The sequence below is a fragment of the Agromyces sp. NPDC058110 genome (assembly GCF_042884735.1).
Lineage (GTDB): Bacteria > Actinomycetota > Actinomycetes > Actinomycetales > Microbacteriaceae > Agromyces.
This window is the reverse complement of record NZ_JBHVTI010000007.1, coordinates 139,630-156,699: the sequence shown is the minus strand read 5'-3', so window position 1 is coordinate 156,699 and position 17,070 is coordinate 139,630. Positions and strand designations below refer to the sequence as shown.

At 73.6% G+C, this 17,070-nt stretch carries 16 protein-coding genes; 14 read left to right on the top strand and 2 right to left on the bottom strand.

Annotated features, from left to right (window positions below):
* Nucleotides 1–25 precede the first annotated feature (25 nt).
* Nucleotides 26–1,042: a magnesium and cobalt transport protein CorA gene (locus ACFVS8_RS17665; RefSeq protein ID WP_387065263.1), complete on the bottom strand. Its 1,017-nt coding sequence runs from the start codon at nucleotides 1,040–1,042 to the stop codon at nucleotides 26–28.
* Between the two features lie 245 nt (nucleotides 1,043–1,287).
* Between ACFVS8_RS17665 and ACFVS8_RS17660 the strand changes: the two genes are divergently transcribed.
* The 9 genes from ACFVS8_RS17660 (at nucleotide 1,288) to idi (ending at nucleotide 10,397) form a co-directional block, all read left to right on the top strand.
* Entirely contained in the window at nucleotides 1,288–2,394 is a 1,107-nt protein-coding gene (locus ACFVS8_RS17660) for a polyprenyl synthetase family protein (protein WP_387065260.1), read from the top strand.
* A gap of 85 nt (nucleotides 2,395–2,479) precedes the next feature.
* Entirely contained in the window at nucleotides 2,480–3,784 is a 1,305-nt protein-coding gene (locus tag ACFVS8_RS17655) for an inositol-3-phosphate synthase (protein WP_387065258.1), read from the top strand.
* The gene (locus tag ACFVS8_RS17650; protein ID WP_387065255.1) at nucleotides 3,781–4,731 is read left to right on the top strand and encodes an SCO3242 family prenyltransferase; all 951 of its coding nucleotides are present in this window, start codon (nucleotides 3,781–3,783) and stop codon (nucleotides 4,729–4,731) included. Before ACFVS8_RS17655 ends, ACFVS8_RS17650 begins: the two co-directional genes overlap by 4 nt.
* Nucleotides 4,728–5,618: a sugar phosphate isomerase/epimerase family protein gene (locus ACFVS8_RS17645; protein ID WP_387065253.1), complete on the top strand. Its 891-nt coding sequence runs from the start codon at nucleotides 4,728–4,730 to the stop codon at nucleotides 5,616–5,618. The genes ACFVS8_RS17650 and ACFVS8_RS17645 overlap by 4 nt, the downstream gene beginning before the upstream one ends.
* Nucleotides 5,615–6,304, top strand: a complete 690-nt coding sequence (locus tag ACFVS8_RS17640; protein WP_387065250.1) for an EboA domain-containing protein — start codon at nucleotides 5,615–5,617, stop codon at nucleotides 6,302–6,304. The genes ACFVS8_RS17645 and ACFVS8_RS17640 overlap by 4 nt, the downstream gene beginning before the upstream one ends.
* A 1-nt stretch (nucleotide 6,305) precedes the next feature.
* Entirely contained in the window at nucleotides 6,306–7,241 is a 936-nt protein-coding gene (locus ACFVS8_RS17635) for a TatD family hydrolase (protein ID WP_387065247.1), read from the top strand.
* A complete protein-coding gene (gene eboE, locus ACFVS8_RS17630; RefSeq protein ID WP_387065244.1) occupies nucleotides 7,241–8,443 on the top strand; it encodes a metabolite traffic protein EboE in 1,203 nt (400 codons plus the stop codon). Before ACFVS8_RS17635 ends, eboE begins: the two co-directional genes overlap by 1 nt.
* On the top strand, nucleotides 8,440–9,843 hold the full coding sequence (locus ACFVS8_RS17625; protein ID WP_387065242.1) for an alkaline phosphatase family protein: 1,404 nt from the start codon (nucleotides 8,440–8,442) through the stop codon (nucleotides 9,841–9,843). The genes eboE and ACFVS8_RS17625 overlap by 4 nt, the downstream gene beginning before the upstream one ends.
* Nucleotides 9,840–10,397 (top strand): isopentenyl-diphosphate Delta-isomerase, encoded by a 558-nt coding sequence (gene idi / locus ACFVS8_RS17620; RefSeq protein ID WP_387065240.1) that lies wholly within the window; start codon nucleotides 9,840–9,842, stop codon nucleotides 10,395–10,397. Before ACFVS8_RS17625 ends, idi begins: the two co-directional genes overlap by 4 nt.
* A 209-nt stretch (nucleotides 10,398–10,606) precedes the next feature.
* Here idi and ACFVS8_RS17615 read toward each other — a convergent pair whose 3' ends face one another.
* On the bottom strand, nucleotides 10,607–11,245 hold the full coding sequence (locus ACFVS8_RS17615; RefSeq protein ID WP_387065566.1) for a TrmH family RNA methyltransferase: 639 nt from the start codon (nucleotides 11,243–11,245) through the stop codon (nucleotides 10,607–10,609).
* A gap of 248 nt (nucleotides 11,246–11,493) precedes the next feature.
* On the opposite strand from ACFVS8_RS17615, the gene ACFVS8_RS17610 reads away from it, so the two are divergent.
* The 5 genes from ACFVS8_RS17610 (at nucleotide 11,494) to ACFVS8_RS17590 (ending at nucleotide 17,068) form a co-directional block, all read left to right on the top strand.
* Nucleotides 11,494–12,810 carry an Nramp family divalent metal transporter gene (locus tag ACFVS8_RS17610; protein WP_387065237.1) on the top strand — a complete coding sequence of 439 codons (1,317 nt, stop codon included), beginning with the start codon at nucleotides 11,494–11,496 and terminating at the stop codon, nucleotides 12,808–12,810.
* 320 nt (nucleotides 12,811–13,130) lie between these two features.
* The gene (locus ACFVS8_RS17605) at nucleotides 13,131–13,772 is read left to right on the top strand and encodes a hypothetical protein (RefSeq protein WP_387065234.1); all 642 of its coding nucleotides are present in this window, start codon (nucleotides 13,131–13,133) and stop codon (nucleotides 13,770–13,772) included.
* 104 nt (nucleotides 13,773–13,876) lie between these two features.
* Nucleotides 13,877–14,755, top strand: coding sequence for an alpha/beta hydrolase fold domain-containing protein (locus tag ACFVS8_RS17600; RefSeq protein WP_387065231.1), 879 nt, complete (start codon nucleotides 13,877–13,879; stop codon nucleotides 14,753–14,755).
* A 135-nt stretch (nucleotides 14,756–14,890) separates the two neighbouring features.
* The gene (locus tag ACFVS8_RS17595) at nucleotides 14,891–15,544 is read left to right on the top strand and encodes a metal-dependent transcriptional regulator (RefSeq protein ID WP_387065228.1); all 654 of its coding nucleotides are present in this window, start codon (nucleotides 14,891–14,893) and stop codon (nucleotides 15,542–15,544) included.
* 204 nt (nucleotides 15,545–15,748) lie between these two features.
* Entirely contained in the window at nucleotides 15,749–17,068 is a 1,320-nt protein-coding gene (locus ACFVS8_RS17590; RefSeq protein ID WP_387065226.1) for a serine hydrolase domain-containing protein, read from the top strand.
* The last annotated feature ends 2 nt before the right edge of the window (nucleotides 17,069–17,070 follow it).

The following is a 17,070-nucleotide window of genomic DNA, read 5'->3' as shown; positions in this document are numbered from 1 at the left end:
ATCCGTTCTAAGAGCACAGCCGTCCCTACAGCCAGCCCTTGCGCTTGAAGAGCCCGTAGAGCACGCCGGCGAAGGCGATCATGGCCGCCAGCGCGAACGGGTATCCCCACGGCTCGTCGAGCTCGGGCATGTGCACGAAGTTCATGCCGTAGATGCCCGCCACGAGGGTCGGCGCGAAGATGATGGCCGCCCAGCTCGAGACCTTCTTGGCCTGCTCGCTCTGGGCGACCGCGGCCTCGGAGAGCGTCTTCGTCTCCTCGTTCTGACGTTGCGCGACGAGCGTGGAGTGCACCTGGAGCGCGTTCTGCAGCAGTTGGCGGAAGGTGTCGCCGCGCTCGACGATGCGGATCACGTGGTCCTTCACGTCACGCAGGTACCGCTGCAGCTCGAGGTCGATGCCGTACTTCTCGAACCCCCGCTCGAGCGCGTCGAACATGCCGATGAGCGGCTTGGTCGCGCGCTGGAACTCCATGACCTCGCTCGCGAGGTCGTAGATGCGCCTCGTGACCTCCGGGTCGCCGGAGAAGAGCTGCTCCTCGATCTCGTCGATGTCGTTCTCGAGACCGGAGTCGACCGGCGCGTACTCGTCGACCGCCTCGTCGAGCACCGCGTACAGCACGGCCTCCGGCCCCTTCGCGAGCAGCTCGGGCGAGGATTCGAGCCGTCGGCGCACCTTCGCGAGGTCGGGCGCCTCCGCGTGCCGGATCGTGATGGCGAAGTCGGGCCCGATGAACACGTGCAGCTCGCCGAACTCGACCTGCTCGACGTCGTCGAGGTACCTGGCGGGCCTCAGCACCACGAACAGCGTGTCGCCGTAGCGCTCGAGCTTCGCGCGCTGATGGCCCTTGCGGGTGTCCTCGACGGCCAGCGGATGCAGCCCGAACTCGGCCGCGAGCGCATCGAGTTCGGCGCCGGTCGGCCGGTACAGGCCGATCCAGGCGAAGCCCCCGTGCCGCTCGCGGGTCTCGAAGGTCTCCTCGAGCGAGTCCGGGGTGGCGACCCGCAGGCCGTCCCGGTAGATGGCGTTGTCGACGACGGGCACGGCACCAGTCTGGCGCGGCTCGCGGCGGGCGATCGGCGCCGGAGCGGCGCGCCTCGGCATCCGTCACTTTTGCATGTCGCACATGCAAATCTCGTTCATTGACTTTGTAACTTTGATCGAGTTAGCCTTCACATCAGGTCGGATGTCGGCGAAACCGAGCGTGATTCACCTCTCCCTCGACGGCTCGATCCGAGCCGGCATCCGCCGGTGACCGCACCACCCAGTCGACGATGACGGAGGTCTGCATGCTCCCCGCACCGGTCACCGCTGCCGCCGAGCAGGGGCTCGCCGAAGACCTCGCCGTGCGCATCGACGACGTGCTCGGCGAGCCGGCGTCGCTCGCCGCCTCGATCTGGATCGAGGTCGGCCTCCGCACCGCCGACGCCGGCCCCGAGATGACCGACCTCGTCGCCGCCTCGCGTGCCGCGGACGGCGGCAAGTACCTGCGGCCCCGACTCGTCGCCGCCGCCTTCCTCGCGTTCGGGGGCACCGATCGAGGCCTCCTCCGGCAGGTCGCGGGCGCGGTGCAGCTCGTGCACCTCGGCCTGTGCGCGCACGACGACGTCATCGACGGCGACCGCGTGCGCCACGGCCGCCCCAACGTGATCGGCCGGGCCGAGGCGCATGCCCGTGGCACCGGCCTCGACGCCGCCGCGGCGAACCGCCAGGGCGAGGCATCCGGCATCCTTTCGGGCGACCTCGCGCTCAACGCGGCCGTGCTCGCCCTGCTGACCGCACCCGCCGCCGAGCACGTGCGCCTGCGCCTGGCGACCGCGGCGCTCGACGCGATCGAGCAGGCCATCGCCGGCGAGCTGCTCGACGTGCGCAGCGAGACCCTGCCGCCCGAGCGCAGCAGGCCGCTCGACGTCGCCCGGCTCAAGACGGCCTCGTACAGCGTGACCCTTCCGCTCCGGCTGGGCGCCATCGCCGCCGGAGCCGACGGACCGGCGGCCCTCGACGCCATCGAACGCGTCGGGACCGCGCTCGGCATCGCGTACCAGCTCGGCGACGACGACCTGGGCCTGTACGGCGACCCGGGCACCACCGGCAAGTCGAGCCTGTCCGACGTGCGCGACGGCAAGCGCACCGAGCACATCCGCATCGCCCTCGAGCGCGCCGATGCAGCCGACCGGGCGCACGTCGCGCAGCGCCTCGGCGCGCCCGACGTCACCGACGAGGATGCCGCGCGCATCCGTGCGATCGTCACCGCCACCGGCGCGCGGGCGGCCGTGCACGACCTCGTCGACGAGCACCTCGACCACGGCATCCGCTCGGCCCGCGCCGAACTGCCCGGCGCACTCGCCGAGTACCTCGCGCATCTCGCCGGGGCGCTCAGGCACCGGGCGAGCTGAACCCCGACTGCCCGCCAGCCTCGCGCGCACCGACCGCACCGCACGACCGCAACACCCGCACGACCATCGATCGAAGGAGACCGACGTGGAGCACACTCCCATCCAGCACGACACCGCCGAGGGTCGTTCCGCACCCATGGCTGCCGCCTGGGATCGCGGGCGCGTGGGGCTCTGGCTGATCGGCGCCCGCGGCTCGGTCGCCACGACGGTCGCGGTCGGCGTGCACGCCCTCGCCGCGCACGTCGCGCCGCCAACCGGCTGCACGACGGCCGGTCCCGGCTTCGACGACGTGCCCCTGCCCGGCTTCGACGAGATCGTCATCGGCGGGCACGACGTGAGCACCGTGCCGCTCGGTCACCGGGCCGAGCAGCTCGCCGCGACCGGCATGATCCCCGGCGCGATCGTGGCCGCGGTGCGGGCCGAGCTCGACGCGACCGATGCCGAGATCCGGCCGGCGCCCACCGCTGCCCCCGACGCGGGCCAGGCCGACGTGATCGCCCGGATCGCGTCGGACATCGCCGCATTCCGCGAGCGCCACGGGCTCGCCCACGTCACGGTGATCGACGTCTCGTCGACCGAGCCCCTTCCGGCGGACCGACCCGAGTTCCACGACGCCGAACTCCTGGCCGCAGCGCTCGCCGATCCCGAGCAGGCGGTGCTGCCCGCGAGCTCCCTCGCCGCGCTGGCGGCCGTCGAGGCCGGGGCGGCCTACGCCTGCTTCACGCCCTCGGCCGGGCTCGCCCTGCCGGCCCTCCGCGAGATCGCCGGGTCGCGCATCGCGTTCGCCGGCCAAGACGGCAAGACCGGTGAGACCCTGCTGCGCACCGTGCTCGCGCCCATGTTCGTCGAGCGGGGCATGCGCGTGCTCTCGTGGGCCGGCGCGAACCTGCTGGGCGGCGGCGACGGGCAGACGCTCGCCGACCCAGAGGCCGTGCGCAGCAAGCTCGCGTCGAAGACCCGCGGGCTGCAAAGCCTCGTCGGCGATCACGTCGTCGCGCCGCTGCACATCGACAACGTGCCCGACCTCGGCGACGTGAAGACGGCCTGGGACCACGTGCACGCCGAGGGCTTCCTGTCGAGCCGCATCACGCTGCAGACCACGTGGACGGCGTACGACTCGATGCTCGCCGCCCCGCTCGTGATCGACCTCGCGCGACTGCTGTCGCTGGCGGGCGCGGCCGACGTGCGCGGCGTCGTGCCGGCGCTCGGCTGCTTCTTCAAGGACCCGTGGGGGAGCGAGGTGCACGCCTTCGCCGACCAGGTGGCGGCCCTGCGCTCGTGGTCGTCCGACCTCGGCGAACAGCTCGCGGCGCAGCCCGCGGCACGGCCCGCGGACGCCGCCGGACCCGAGGCGACCACCGACCCCGTGCCGATCGGCGCCGTGCGGTGACGACGACCTCCGACCTGATCGAGCTCGTGCGGGCTCCGGCGGCGCTCACGGTGCTCGGCGACACCGCCGTCGGCGCCCAGGCGGCGAACGGCGGCTTCGGCCGTCGCGGCTGGGTGCTGCCGCTCGCCTCGGTCGCGATCTACAGCGGCGGCATGGCCCTGAACGACTGGGCCGACCGGGACGTCGACGCGGTCGAGCGGCCCGAGCGGCCGATCCCGTCGGGCCGGGTGAGCCCACGTCGCGCGCTCATGGTCGCCGCGGGCCTCGGCGCGATCGGGCTCGTGCTGGCCGCGGCCGGCGGCGGACGCCGCGGCGTCGCGGTCGCCGTGCCGCTCGTGGCATCCGTCGTCGCCTACGACGTGGTCGCCAAGCCCACGGCGGCGGGCCCCGTCGCGATGGCCGCATGCCGGGGGCTCGACGTGCTGCTGGGCGCCGGCGGGTCGCCGCGCGCACTGCCCGCAGCGCTCGCGATCGCGGTGCACACGCTCGGGGTCACGGCGCTCTCGCGGGGCGAGGTGCACGGCGGCACCGGGGCCGATGCCGGGCTCGCGCTCGTCGCGACCGGTGCGGCCGCCGCCGCGGTCGACGCCGTCACGGGCCCGGCGCCCTCGGCTGCTGGCACCCTGGCGTCCGGCCGCGGACCGCGCACCTCGACGACGGGAGCGTCGGGCGGGCGCAACCCGCAGGGCGCGGCCGCCCGCATCGGCGGAGCCCTCGGCTCGGCCGCCTACCTGTTGGCCGCGCTGCCCGGCCAGTTCGCCGCGCTCGAGAAGCCGACACCGGGGCGGGTGCGCGACGCGACCCGCGCGGGCATCGGATCGGTCGTGCCCCTGCAGGCGGCGCTCGTGGCCCGCGCTGGGGGCCTCTCGGTCGCGGCCGGGCTGATGGCGGTGCACGCGACGATCCGGCTCCGTGCGCGGCGCGGCCGGCGAGGAGACATCACGTGAACGGCACGACGACCGGCCTCGACCCCGCTGTCGCGTCCGGGCTCGCGGGCGCACGCTTCGCCGTCGGCTACGGCACGAACGGGTTCACCGACCATCCGCTCGACGACGCGATCACGGTGCTCGACGCGCTCGGGTACCGCGGCATCGCGCTGACGCTCGGGCACCCGCACCTCGACCCGTTCGCGAGCGATGCGGACCGCACCGCGGCGCGGCTGCGGCGCCGCCTCGACGACCTGGGCTGGCGCGTCGTCGTCGAGACCGGCACGCGCTACCTGCTCGACCCGTTCCGCAAGCACCGGCCGAACCTGCTCGACGACGACGCGAGCCTGCGCGAGCTGTTCCTGCGCCGCGCGATCGACCTGGGCGCGATCCTCGGTGCCGACTGCGTGTCGCTGTGGTCGGGCGTGCTGCCCGAGGACGTCGAGGCCGATGAGGCGCACGACCGGCTGCGGCTCCGCCTCGACGGGCTCGTCGACCGCGCCGCCGACGCGGGCGTGCCGCTCGCCTTCGAGCCCGAACCGGGCATGCTCGTCGAGACCGTCGCCGACGCGCTGGCCCTCCGGGCGGATCTCGACGATCCCGACGCGCTCGGCCTGACCGTCGATCTCGGGCACTGCGTGGTCGTGGAGCCCGACGGCGTCGTCGGCGCCCTGCGCGCGGCCGGCCCGCTGCTGCGGAACGTGCAGGTCGACGACATGCTGCCCGCCGCGCACGAGCACCTCGAGTTCGGGCACGGCTCGCTCGACCTCGCCTCGGCCCTGCGCACCCTCGACGAGCTCGACTACCGCGGGCTCGCCGCCGTCGAGCTCCCCCGCCACGCCCACGACGCCCCCGGCGTCGCCGCCAGATCGATGACCGCGCTCGAACACGCCTGGGAGGCACGATGAACCACCCCTGGACCACGGAGGCCGTGCGACTCGTCGCCGCTGAGCCCGACCGGATCGCCGAGCTCTTCCCCGCCGCGGGCCGGGAGGTCGGGCGCTCGCCCCTCTCGCCCGACTCCGACCCGCTCGGCCTCGTCGGCGGAACCTCCGACGACGCCGCGCGGGAGGCGCTCGTCGTCGCACTGCTCGGGGCACTCCCGGCCGAGGCTGCGGCCGCTGAGCTCGCCGACCTGTACCGGTTCGGCGACGACGCCGAGCAACGCGGGGTGCTGCGCGGCCTGAACGGGGCGCAGTCGAACGGGGCGATCGCCACCGACGGTTCGGATGCCGCGGGCGCGCAGTCCGAGACATCCGCGAGCCTCGACCCCGTGATCTCGACCGGCCTGCGCCTCGTCGCCGAGGCGCTGCGCAGCAACGACCCACGCCTCGTCGCGGCCGCGCTCGGCCCGTTCCCGGCCGCGCACCTCGACCAGCACGCCTGGCGGCACGGCGTGCTGAAGGCCCTCTTCATGGGCATCCCGCTCGACGCGGTGGCCGGCCTCGACCGCCGCACCGACGCCGAGCTCGCGCGCATGGCCGCCGGGCTCGTCGCCGAGCGCCGAGCCGCATCGCGCGCCGTCACCGACGACATGACCCGGCTCGCGGCCGGGCACGAGACCCCGAGCACCACCGACCCTACGGAGGACTGACATGCGCATCTTCGACCCGCACATCCACATGACCTCGCGCACGACGACCGACTACCGCGCCATGTACGACGCCGGCGTGCGTGCGCTCGTCGAGCCGTCGTTCTGGCTCGGCCAGCCGCGCACCAACGTGGGCAGCTACACCGACTACTTCGATGCGCTCATCGGGTGGGAGCGGTTCCGCGCCGCCCAGTACGGCATCCGTCACCACGCGACCATCGGACTGAACCCGAAGGAGGCGAACGACCCGCGCTGCCGAGAGGTGCTCGCCGTGCTGCCCCGCTACCTCGCGAAGGACGGCGTCGTGGCCGTCGGCGAGACGGGCTACGACTCGATGACGCCCGAGGAGGACGAGGTGTTCGCCGCGCACCTCGAACTGGCGCTCCGCCATCGCCTGCCCGCGCTCGTGCACACGCCCCACCGCGACAAGGCCGCCGGCACGCGCCGCACGCTCGACGTCGTGCGCGAGTCGGGCCTCGCGCCCGGCATGGTCGTGGTCGACCACCTGAACGAGACCACGGTGGCGGATGTCGCCGACAGCGGCTGCTGGATGGGCTTCTCGATCTACCCCGACACGAAGATGGACGAGCACCGCTTCGTCGCGATCCTGCGCGAGTACGGCACCGAGCGGATGCTGGCCAACAGCGCCGCCGACTGGGGCCACTCCGACCCGTTGAAGACGCTCGCGACGGCGAACGCCATGCTCGACGCGGGCTTCACCGCCGACGACGTCGACCTCGTGCTGTGGCGCAACCCGGTCGAGTTCTACGGGCAGAGCGGGCGGCTGAACCTCGACCCGGTGCCGGGCTTCGAGGGGGCGACCGATCCGGAGGCCACGGATGCCGCGGGGTCGGCGGAAGCCGCGGGCTCGACGGATGCCGCGGGGCCGGTGCCGTCGACGTTCGAGGGCAACTCGGTGCTGCGGGGGGTGCCCGCCTGATGGAGCTCTCGTACTGCACCAACGTGCACCCGGCCGAGGATCTCGACGGCGTGCTCGACCAGCTCTCCCGGTACGCCGGCCCGGCGCGTCGGGCCGCGGGCCTCGACCGGCTCGGCGTCGGCCTGTGGCTGCCCGCGCCGCTCGCGCACCGCCTCGCATCGGACTCCGCAGCCCGCGACCGGCTGCGCGACGGCCTCGAGGCCGAGGGGCTCGAGGTGCGCACGATCAACGCGTTCCCCTACACGTCGTTCCACGCCGAGGTCGTGAAGCTCGACGTCTACCGACCCGACTGGACCGACCCGAGGCGCGCGGACTACACGCTCGAGTGCGCGCGCGTGCTCGCCGACCTGCTTCCCGAGGGAGGCGTCGGCAGCATCTCGACGCTGCCCCTCGGCTGGCGGTTCCCGTGGACCCCGACCGAGGACGACCTGGCCACGGCCACCCTCTCCCGAGTCTCGCACGAACTGCGCGAGCTTCGCGAGCGCACCAGCCGCACGATCCGCCTCGCGATCGAACCCGAGCCCGGGTGCGTGCTCGACACCGTCGACGACATCGTCGGCTGGCTCGCCCCCCGCCTCGGCCCCACCGCGCTCGGCCGCATCGACCCCGAGTTCGTCGGCATCTGCCTCGACACGTGCCACCTCGCGACCTCGTTCGCCGACCCCGTGGAGACCGTGCGCCGGGTCGGGGCCGCTGGCATCCGCATCCCCAAGGTGCAGGCCTCGGCGGCGCTGCACATCGCCGACCCCGCCGAACCGGCTGCGCGTGAAGCGCTCACGGCGTTCGCCGAACCCCGTTACCTGCACCAGACGCGGGCGCTCGCGCCCGACGGCGCGGTGATCCGCGTCGACGACCTGCCCGACGCCCTCGACGAGGTCGACGGGCTGCGCACCGACGGCCCGTGGCGCGTGCACTTCCACGTGCCGCTGCACCTCGAGCCCGAGCATCCGCTCTCGTCGACGACCGACGTGCTGCGTCGCGCCGTGGCGGCCGTGCGCGAGCTGCCAGACGGCGACGACGCCCACCTCGACGTCGAGACCTACACCTGGACCGTGCTCCCCGGAGGTGCGGGCGACCTCGTCGAGGGGATCGCATCCGAGCTGCGCTGGGCGGTGGCCGAGCTGCTCGGCGACCCCGACGACGGGGGCGCGAACGCGAGCGGCCGCGCCGCGGCATCCGTCACCGAGGCGGTGCTCTCATGACCCGGGTGCTGCTGCTCGACGTCGTCGGGCTCACCGGGCGGGCGCTGTCGCACATGCCTCGCCTGCGCGCCGTCGCCGCCGGAGGCGCCTCCGCGAGGCTCGGCACCGTGCTGCCCGCGGTCACCTGCAGCGTGCAGTCGACCATGCTGACCGGCCTCGCGCCGGCGCAGCACGGCATCGTCGGCAACGGTTGGTACCACCGCGACATCGGCGAGGTGAACCTCTGGCGCCAGCACAACGCGCTCGTCGAGGGCGAGAAGGTGTGGGAGACCGCTCGTCGGCTCGAGCCGGGCTTCACGACCGCGAACGTGTGCTGGTGGTACGCGATGGGCGCGACGACCGACGTCACGGTCACGCCCAGGCCCGTCTACCACGCCGACGGGCGCAAGTCGCCGGACTTCTACGCGCGCCCGCCCGCCCTGCACGATCGACTCGTGGGCGAGCACGGCGAGTTCCCGCTGTTCCGCTACTGGGGCCCGACCGCGTCGATCGCCTCGACGGCCTGGATCGTCGAGGCGACCCGCTCGGTGCTGCGCGACGAGGCCTCCGACCTCGTCATGGCGTACCTGCCGCACCTCGACTACGACCTGCAGCGCTTCGGCCCCGACTCGCCCGAGGCCGACCGGGCGGCCACCGAGCTCGACGCCGCGCTGGCACCGCTGCTCGACGACGCGATCGCGGCCGGCGCGACCATCGTGGCGGTCGCCGAGTACGGCATCGCCCCCGCGAACCGACCCGTCGACGTCAACCGCGCCCTCCGCCGCGCCGGCCTGCTCGAGGTGCACGAGCAGCAGGGGCGCGAGCTGCTCGACCCGATGGCCTCGCGGGCGTTCGCCGTCGCCGACCACCAGGTCGCCCACGTGTACGTGCGCGACCCCGCCGACGTGCCGCGCGTGCGCGAGATCCTGCTCGGGCTCGAGGGCGTCGACGAGGTGCTCGATCGCGAGGCCCAGGCCCGCTACGGCCTCGACCATGCGCGCTCGGGCGAGCTCGTGGCGGTCGCCGCGCCGGGCGCCTGGTTCACGTACTACTACTGGCTCGACGACGATCGGGCGCCCGACTTCGCGCGCGGCGTCGAGATCCACAAGAAGCCCGGCTACGACCCCGCCGAGCTGTTCATGGACCCGGCCGACCCGTTCGCCAAGGCGCGCGCGGGTCTCGGACTGGTGCGCAAGAAGCTCGGGTTCCGGTACGCGATGAACGTCGTGCCGCTCGATCCGACCCACGTGCGCGGCACGCACGGACGGTTGCCCGAGTCCGACGCCGACACGCCGCTCCTCATCTGCTCGGATGCCGAGCTGCCCTTCTGGGACGCGTCGCCCGATCTCGTGCCCGCCGCCCGCGTGCGCGACCTCGTGCTCGAGGCCGCTCGCGTGCCGGAGCCCGCGGCGGCATCGTGAGCGGCCCGGTCGTCGGCCGCGTCATCGAGGAGGTCGTGCTGCTCGACGACGCGGGCACCCCGATCGGCACGTTCGACAAGGCGCTCGTGCACGGGTTCGACACCCCGCTGCACCTCGCCTTCTCGTGCTACGGCTTCGATGCCGACGGACGGATGCTGCTGACCCGGCGCTCGCTCGCCAAGCGCACCTGGCCCGGCGTCTGGACCAACGCCTGCTGCGGGCATCCCCGGCCCGGCGAGGATCCCGCCGAGGCGGTCGCGCGTCGCGTGCGGTCTGAGCTGGGCGTCGAGCCCCGCGACATCCGGCTCGTGCTCCCCGAGTTCCGCTACCGGGCCGTCGACGCGAGCGGCATGGTCGAGCACGAGGTGTGCCCGGTGTTCTTCGCCGAACTGCCGACCGAACTCGCGCCCGACCCCGACGAGGTCGTGTCGTGGGTCTGGGTGGAGACCGCCGACTTCCTCACGACCGCCGAGCATGCTCCGTTCCTGCTCAGCCCGTGGAGCGTGCTGCAGGCGGCGGAGTTCCGCGCGGCCGGACTGCTCGGGGTCCGCTGACCCGGCCTCCGACGGACCGGGCCTCCGCGGACCTGGGCGGCCCCGCTGAGCCGGCCCCCACCCGGACCGAGCAGCCCCGCCGACCGGGGCGGCCGAGCCGCGCGACATCCGAAATTCAGGAGATGCTGGCCTTCGCCCTCCGGAGAAGCCCAGAGGCCGAGATCTCCTGAATTTCGTGCAGGGCCCGGTCTGACCGTGACGGGCCCCGGTCAGTGCTTCGCGTGCACCCGCACCCACTCGTGCATGACGATGGCCGCCGCCGCGCTCGCGTTGATCGAGCGCGTCGAGCCGTACTGCGTGATCTCGACCACCCGGTCGGATGCCGCGATCGCCTCGTCGCTGAGTCCCGGCCCCTCCTGGCCGAAGAGCAGCACGCACCGCGTGGGCAGCGGCGCCGCATCGACGGGTTCCGACCCATCGACGTTGTCGACCGCGATGATCGGCAGGCCCTCGGAGGCGGCCCAGTCGACGAAGTCGGCGACATCCGGATGGTGCAGCACGTGCTGGTAGCGGTCGGTGACCATGGCGCCGCGCTTGTTCCAGCGGCGGCGGCCGATGATGTGCACCGTCTCGGCCGCGAAGGCGTTCGCGGTGCGCACGATCGACCCGATGTTCAGGTCGTGCTGCCAGTTCTCGATCGCGACGTGGAACGGATGCCGGTGCAGGTCGAGGTCGGCGACGATCGCGTCGAGGCGCCAGTAGCGGTAGCGGTCGATCACGTTGCGCGTGTCGCCGTGCTCGAGCAGGTCGGGGTCGTAGTGCGGATCGGCGGGCCACGCCTCGCGCCCGCCCGGCCACGGCGGCACGCCGTGCGGCAGGGTCGGCTCGGGGCGCTCGGGCTCGGGCAGCTCGCGCTCGGGCCCGGCCTCGGTCGACGGCTGCTCTTCGCTCACGCGCCCCACGCTACCCGCGCGCGTGCGCAGGCGACGACGGCGACGACCGCGGCGACGACGGCGACGGCGACGACGGGCTGCGACCGCGAAACCGGGCGGCGGCACGCCCGCCGGTCGGCCGAGGCTCGCCGCGCCCCGGGGGCGCCCTCTCGTATCGCTCGACCGTACTTTTCGGCTTGCCTAAATATTGCTATGGTTTCGGTATGCCGAAAACGCTCGACGACGAGACGACCCCGACGCGACCGCAGCCGACCGCCGACACGGCGACGGATGCCTCGGGCCGCCGCCCCGCGGCATCCGCCCCCCGTCTCGCGTGGCTGATCGGGCCCGCGCTCGTGGCGGGCGTCGCCTACCTCGACCCGGGCAACGTCGCGAGCAACATGACCGCCGGAGCGCAGTACGGCTACCTGCTCGTCTGGGTCGTGGTCATCGGCAACGTCATGGCCTGGCTCATCCAGTACCTGTCGGCCAAGCTCGGCGTGGTCACCGGCAAGAGCCTGCCCGAGGTGCTCGGCGAGCGCATCGGCAACCGCTGGGGCCGCCGCGCGTACTGGCTGCAGGCCGAGGCCGTCGCAATGGCCACCGACATCGCCGAGGTCATCGGCGGCGCAGTCGCCCTCAACCTGCTGTTCGGCGTGCCGCTCGTGTGGGGCGGCCTCATCACTGGCAGCGTCTCGCTCGTGCTGCTCGTGCTGCAGTCCAAGCGCGGGGCCCGCCCCTTCGAGTTCGTCATCATCGGGCTGCTCGTGATCATCGCCGTGGGCTTCAGCGTCGGCGTCTTCATCGCGCCGCCCGACCCGGCGGGCGTGCTCGGCGGCCTGGTGCCGCGCTTCGAGGACGCGAACTCGGTGCTGCTCGCCGCCTCGATCCTCGGTGCGACGATCATGCCGCACGCCATCTACGCGCACTCGGCGCTCGCCCGCGACCGGTTCGCGCCCAAGCACGCGACCGAGGCACGCGCCATCCCGACCGCCCGCCTGCTCACCGCCACCCGCTGGGACGTCACGATCGCGATGGCCATCGCGGGCACCGTGAACCTCTGCATCCTGCTGCTCGCCGCCGCGAACCTCGCGGGCGTCGAGGGCACCGACAGCCTCGAGGGCGCGCACGCCGCACTCGCGGCGTCGCTCGGCCCGATCGTCGCGACCCTCTTCGCCGTGGGCCTGCTCGCCTCCGGGCTCGCCTCGACCTCGGTCGGCGCCTACGCGGGAGCCGAGATCATGCACGGCCTCCTGCACGTGCGCGTGCCGCTGCTCGCACGCCGGCTCGTGACGCTCGTGCCCGCGCTCGCGATCCTCGCCCTCGGGTTCGACCCGACGACGGCGCTCGTGCTCAGCCAGGTCGTGCTGTCGTTCGGCATCCCGTTCGCGCTCATCCCGCTCGTCTCGGTGACGGCGAGACGGGGCGTGCTCGGGCGATACGCCAACCGCTGGGCGACGACGGCGGCGGGCATCGCGGCATCCGTGTTCCTCATCACGCTGAACGGGGTGCTGCTCTGGCTGGTGTTCACGGGGGCCTGACCCCGCACTTCTCCGGCCGGCCCTCGCGCGACGCCCCCGACGCGAGGGTCCGGCCGGGTCCTCGCGAATAGCACGGATGCCGCGGGCGGGCTCCCGGCGTCCTGCCAGCCTTCTTCGGCGACCGGTTCGGCTTCCCCGTCATCCTGCTGATCGCCGCACCCAGCCAGTCACAGCAAGTCACGGCGAGCGCTGCGGAACCCGGGCGCGTCGACCGCGACCCCCAAACCGTTCGGGCGCCCGTGCCGGATCGACCCCCGTGCCGGTCGTGAGGGTCCCGAACGGGGACCGACGCCGGCGCACGGAGAGGAAGGGTTCATCCCATGAACACGTTCACCGCCAAGCGCACCCTCGTCGGAGCAGCCGCCCTCGCGGCCGTCGGACTCGCCGCCGCGGGCGTCGCGGCCCCCGCCATGGCCGACGACCGCATCGGCGACGAGACCAGCGTCACCGAGTCGACCACCACGACCGACCTGTTCGGCGACACGGGCGTGCGCGGTGCGACCGACCTGCTCGACCTCGGCCCCGTGTCGTTCGACGACCTGGGCGGCATCGTGAGCCGTTCGCCCATCACGGGCGGCGACGTCACGGGCGGCGACATCACCGGCGGCGACCTCTCGAACGAGAGCCCCGTCGTGGTCGCGCCCGGCGACATCGCCTCCGGCAACGACGTCGGAGACGTCGCGTCGGGCAACGGCTCGGGCAACGTGGTCGGCTCCGGCAACGACGTGCAGGCGCCGATCGGGTCGGGCAACGAGACCAACGTCGACCTCGGCGACGTGAGCGACCTGGTCGACATCGGCGACGTCACCGGTTCCGTCGGCGACGTCACGGGCTCGGTCGGCGACGTCACGGGCACGGTCGACGGGCTCGTGGGCGACGTGAGCGGCTCGGTCGACGGCCTCGTCGGCGACGTCACCGGCGGCCTCGCGGGCGACCTCGACCTCGGCGGCCTGCTCGACTGATCGCAGGCCTCGATCGGCGACTCCCGCCGAGCACTCCGACCGCCCCGCCCGTCGCGATCCACGCGACGGGCGGGGCGGTCGGTCGTCGGCGCTACGGTGGGCGGGTGACCGCACGCACGCCGCTCAGCGCGGCAGACCTCGCCGCGATGCTCGCGACCGGCCCCGACCTGCCTCCGACGCTCGCGAGGCAGCAGGAGCCCGACGCGGCATCCGGTTTGTCGCCCGTCGTCGACGAGCGCGGCGACCGCCGCTACACCGACGTCGCCTACGCGCGGCTCGCCGGGTTCCGCCCGCTGGTGCTCGACCTGCGCGTGCCCCCCGCCGACGGCCCGGTGCCGGTCGTGCTCTACCTGCACGGCGGGGCCTTCCTCTGGGGCAGTCACCACGACCCCCTGTTCGGCGTGGCCGAGGCCCTGGCCGATGCCGGGATCGCGACGGCCTCGGCCCAGTACCGGCTGAGCGGCGAGGCGCCGTTCCCGGCGGCGCTGCACGACGTGCACGCGGCGATCCGCTGGCTGCGCACCGTGGGCCCCGAGCTGGGACTCGATGCCGACCGCATCGGCGTCATGGGCGAATCGGCGGGTGGCTTCCTCGCGGCGTTCGCCGGCCTACGCCCGAGCGATCCCGCGCTCGTCGGGCGGGTCGGCGTCGTTGCGGTCGAGTCGCGCGTCGACGCCGTCGTCGGCTGGTACTCCTACACGGGTTCGCTGCTCGCGGAGCATCCCGATGCCTCGATCGCCGCGTGGGCGTCGCCGCGGAGCCATGTCACTGCGCACGCCGCGCCGATGCTGCTGCTGCACGGCGACGCCGACGACACGGTGACGACGTCGAACAGCTCCGACCTGGCCGACGAGCTCGTGGACGCGGGGGCCGACGCGACCTTCGAAGCCGTGCCCGGCGCGGGCCACGTCTTCGCCGGCGCCGATCCGTCGGCGGCCGTGGCCCGCACCGCGGAGTTCTTCGCCGCGCGGCTCGGCGCCTGACTGCCGCCCGATCGGCGCCTGACCCGCGCCTGACCGCCACCCGCTCGGCGCCTGCCCGCGCCCGATCGGCGCCTGACTCGCACCTGACCGCCACCCGGCCCGGCGCGGATGGCGGCGCCCGATATCCTGAGGCCGATGCCAGCCACCAGCCCCGCGATCGAGGACTACCTCAAGACGGTGTACGCCCACACCGAGTGGCAGCCCGACCCGATCACGCCCAAGGTGCTCGCCGACAAGCTCGGCGTGGCCCCGTCATCCGTCACCGAGATGGTGAAGAAGATGGCGGCGCAGGGGCTGGTCGCGCATGTGCCGTACGGGCCGCTCCGACTCACCGACGCCGGGCGGGAGCGAGCCCTGGCGGTGGTCAGGCGCCACCGGCTCATCGAGACCTGGCTCGTGGCCGAGATGGGCTACGAGTGGCACGAGGTGCACGACGAGGCCGAGGTGCTCGAGCACTCCCTCAGCGACCGGCTGCTCGAGGCCATCGACCTGCGACTCGGCCGCCCGACGCGCGACCCCCACGGCGATGCGATCCCCTCGGCGGCGGGCGAGGTCGCGACCGAGCCGTTCCTATTGCTCTCCGACGCCGAACCCGGCCATGCGGGGCGGGTCATCCGCATCAGCGATCGCGACCCCGAGGTGCTTCGTGCGCTCGCCGACGGCGGCATCGTGCCGGGCATCGAGATCGAGGTGACGGATGCCCCGGGCGGCCGCATCGGCCTGCGGGCCGCCGGCGAGGTCGCCGAGCTCGAGCCGGAGGTCGCGGCGGCGATCTGGGTCACGGCCTGACGCTCCCCCTTCGTCCGCGCCGCACGGCCGAGGACGCTTCGACGCGGTGAGGTCGGATCGAACCCACCGCACGGCGTCGAGGCGTCCTCGGACGAGGCGACGCCGGGGCGAGGCGGAGGCGAGGCGGAGGCCCGTTCCCGACTCCGATGCGGGATTCGGCGGCTTCCCTGTTAGCATCCCGCGGTGCGTATTCTTCGCAGGACAATGGTCGTCCTCCTCGTCATCGTGCTCGTCGTCGTGGCGGGGGTCATCGCCGTCTACTGGTGGCAGCGTCCGATGCTGCTCACCGGCACCGGGTACGCGGCGCACAACGCCTGCGCCGTCACCCAGGTCAGCGGGCGCGAGGACCCCGAGACCGACCTGCCTCCGAACCCGCTCGTGCCCTACCTGCGCGAGTCGGTCGACGGCGACCAGACCACCGGTTCGCTGTTCGGCGTGCTCGCGGCGCAGCACGCCTGGTACACCGAGGGCTTCGGCTGCACGCTCGACGGCGACCGGCCCGAGCTCGGCACCGCGTCGGCGGCGACCTCCGAGGGCAACCCGTTCACGGATGCCGCGACCCCCGCCGCCGATCCGGCGCTCGACGCAGCGCTCGCGAAGGCGTTCGGCGACGACCTTCCCACCGAGCAGGCCGACGCGCTCGGCACGCGCGCCGTGGTCGTGGCCAAGGGCGGCGAGCTCGTCGCCGAGCGCTACGCCGACGGCTTCGACGCGACGACCCCGCAGCTCGGCTGGTCGATGTCCAAGAGCGCGACCGAGCTCATGACGGGCATGCTCGTGAAGCAGGGCGTCGTCTCGCTGGGCGACGACCACCTGCGCCCCGAGTGGACCGACGGGCGCGCCGACATCACGGTCGAGCAGCTGCTGCGCATGACGAGCGGTCTCGAGTGGGACGAGACCTACGACCTCGGCACGCCGATCACGCAGATGCTCTACGGCGAGCGCGACATGGGAGCCTACGTCGCGGGCCTGCCCCTCGAGAGCGAGCCCGGCACCGTGCAGGAGTACTCCAGCGGCAGCACGACGCTGCTCTGCTCGGTGCTCGCCGAGCGCACCGGCCTCGGCGCCGACCTGCCCCGCCAGAAGCTGCTCGCGCCGCTCGGCCTGTCGTCGGGTGTCTTCGAGCCGGATGCCGCGGGCACGCCGGTCTGCTCCTCGTACCTCTGGGCGACCCCCCGTGATTGGACCGCGCTCGGGCAGTTCGCCCTGCAGGGCGGCGAGTGGAACGGCGAGCAGCTGCTGCCCGACGACTGGATGGAGCAGACGCTCACGGTGACCGACGTGACGGCGACCGATGACCCCGGGTACGGCATGGCCTGGCGCGTCAACGTGATGCCCGATGGCAGCCTGCGCTGGCCGAACCTGCCCGAGGACACGTTCTACGCCTCGGGTCACGACGGGCAGAAAATCATCGTGGTGCCGTCGGAGGACCTGGTCGTCACCCGACTCGGCTTCACGCCCGAGGCCGACGACGAGCCTTCAGAGGTGGAGCTCGTGGCCGACGCGATCGCCGCGCTGCGCTGACG

Bases quoted from the DNA above. Each gene is read 5' to 3' on its own strand.
- eboE (WP_387065244.1), top strand. From the start codon at position 7,241: ATGGAGCTCTCGTACTGCACCAACGTGCACCCGGCCGAGGATCTCGAC.
- ACFVS8_RS17625 (WP_387065242.1), top strand. From the start codon at position 8,440: ATGACCCGGGTGCTGCTGCTCGACGTCGTCGGGCTCACCGGGCGGGCG.
- ACFVS8_RS17635 (WP_387065247.1), top strand. From the start codon at position 6,306: ATGCGCATCTTCGACCCGCACATCCACATGACCTCGCGCACGACGACC.
- ACFVS8_RS17595 (WP_387065228.1), top strand. From the start codon at position 14,891: ATGCCAGCCACCAGCCCCGCGATCGAGGACTACCTCAAGACGGTGTAC.
- ACFVS8_RS17590 (WP_387065226.1), top strand. From the start codon at position 15,749: ATGGTCGTCCTCCTCGTCATCGTGCTCGTCGTCGTGGCGGGGGTCATC.
- ACFVS8_RS17660 (WP_387065260.1), top strand. From the start codon at position 1,288: ATGCTCCCCGCACCGGTCACCGCTGCCGCCGAGCAGGGGCTCGCCGAA.
- ACFVS8_RS17605 (WP_387065234.1), top strand. From the start codon at position 13,131: ATGAACACGTTCACCGCCAAGCGCACCCTCGTCGGAGCAGCCGCCCTC.
- ACFVS8_RS17640 (WP_387065250.1), top strand. From the start codon at position 5,615: ATGAACCACCCCTGGACCACGGAGGCCGTGCGACTCGTCGCCGCTGAG.
- ACFVS8_RS17610 (WP_387065237.1), top strand. From the start codon at position 11,494: ATGCCGAAAACGCTCGACGACGAGACGACCCCGACGCGACCGCAGCCG.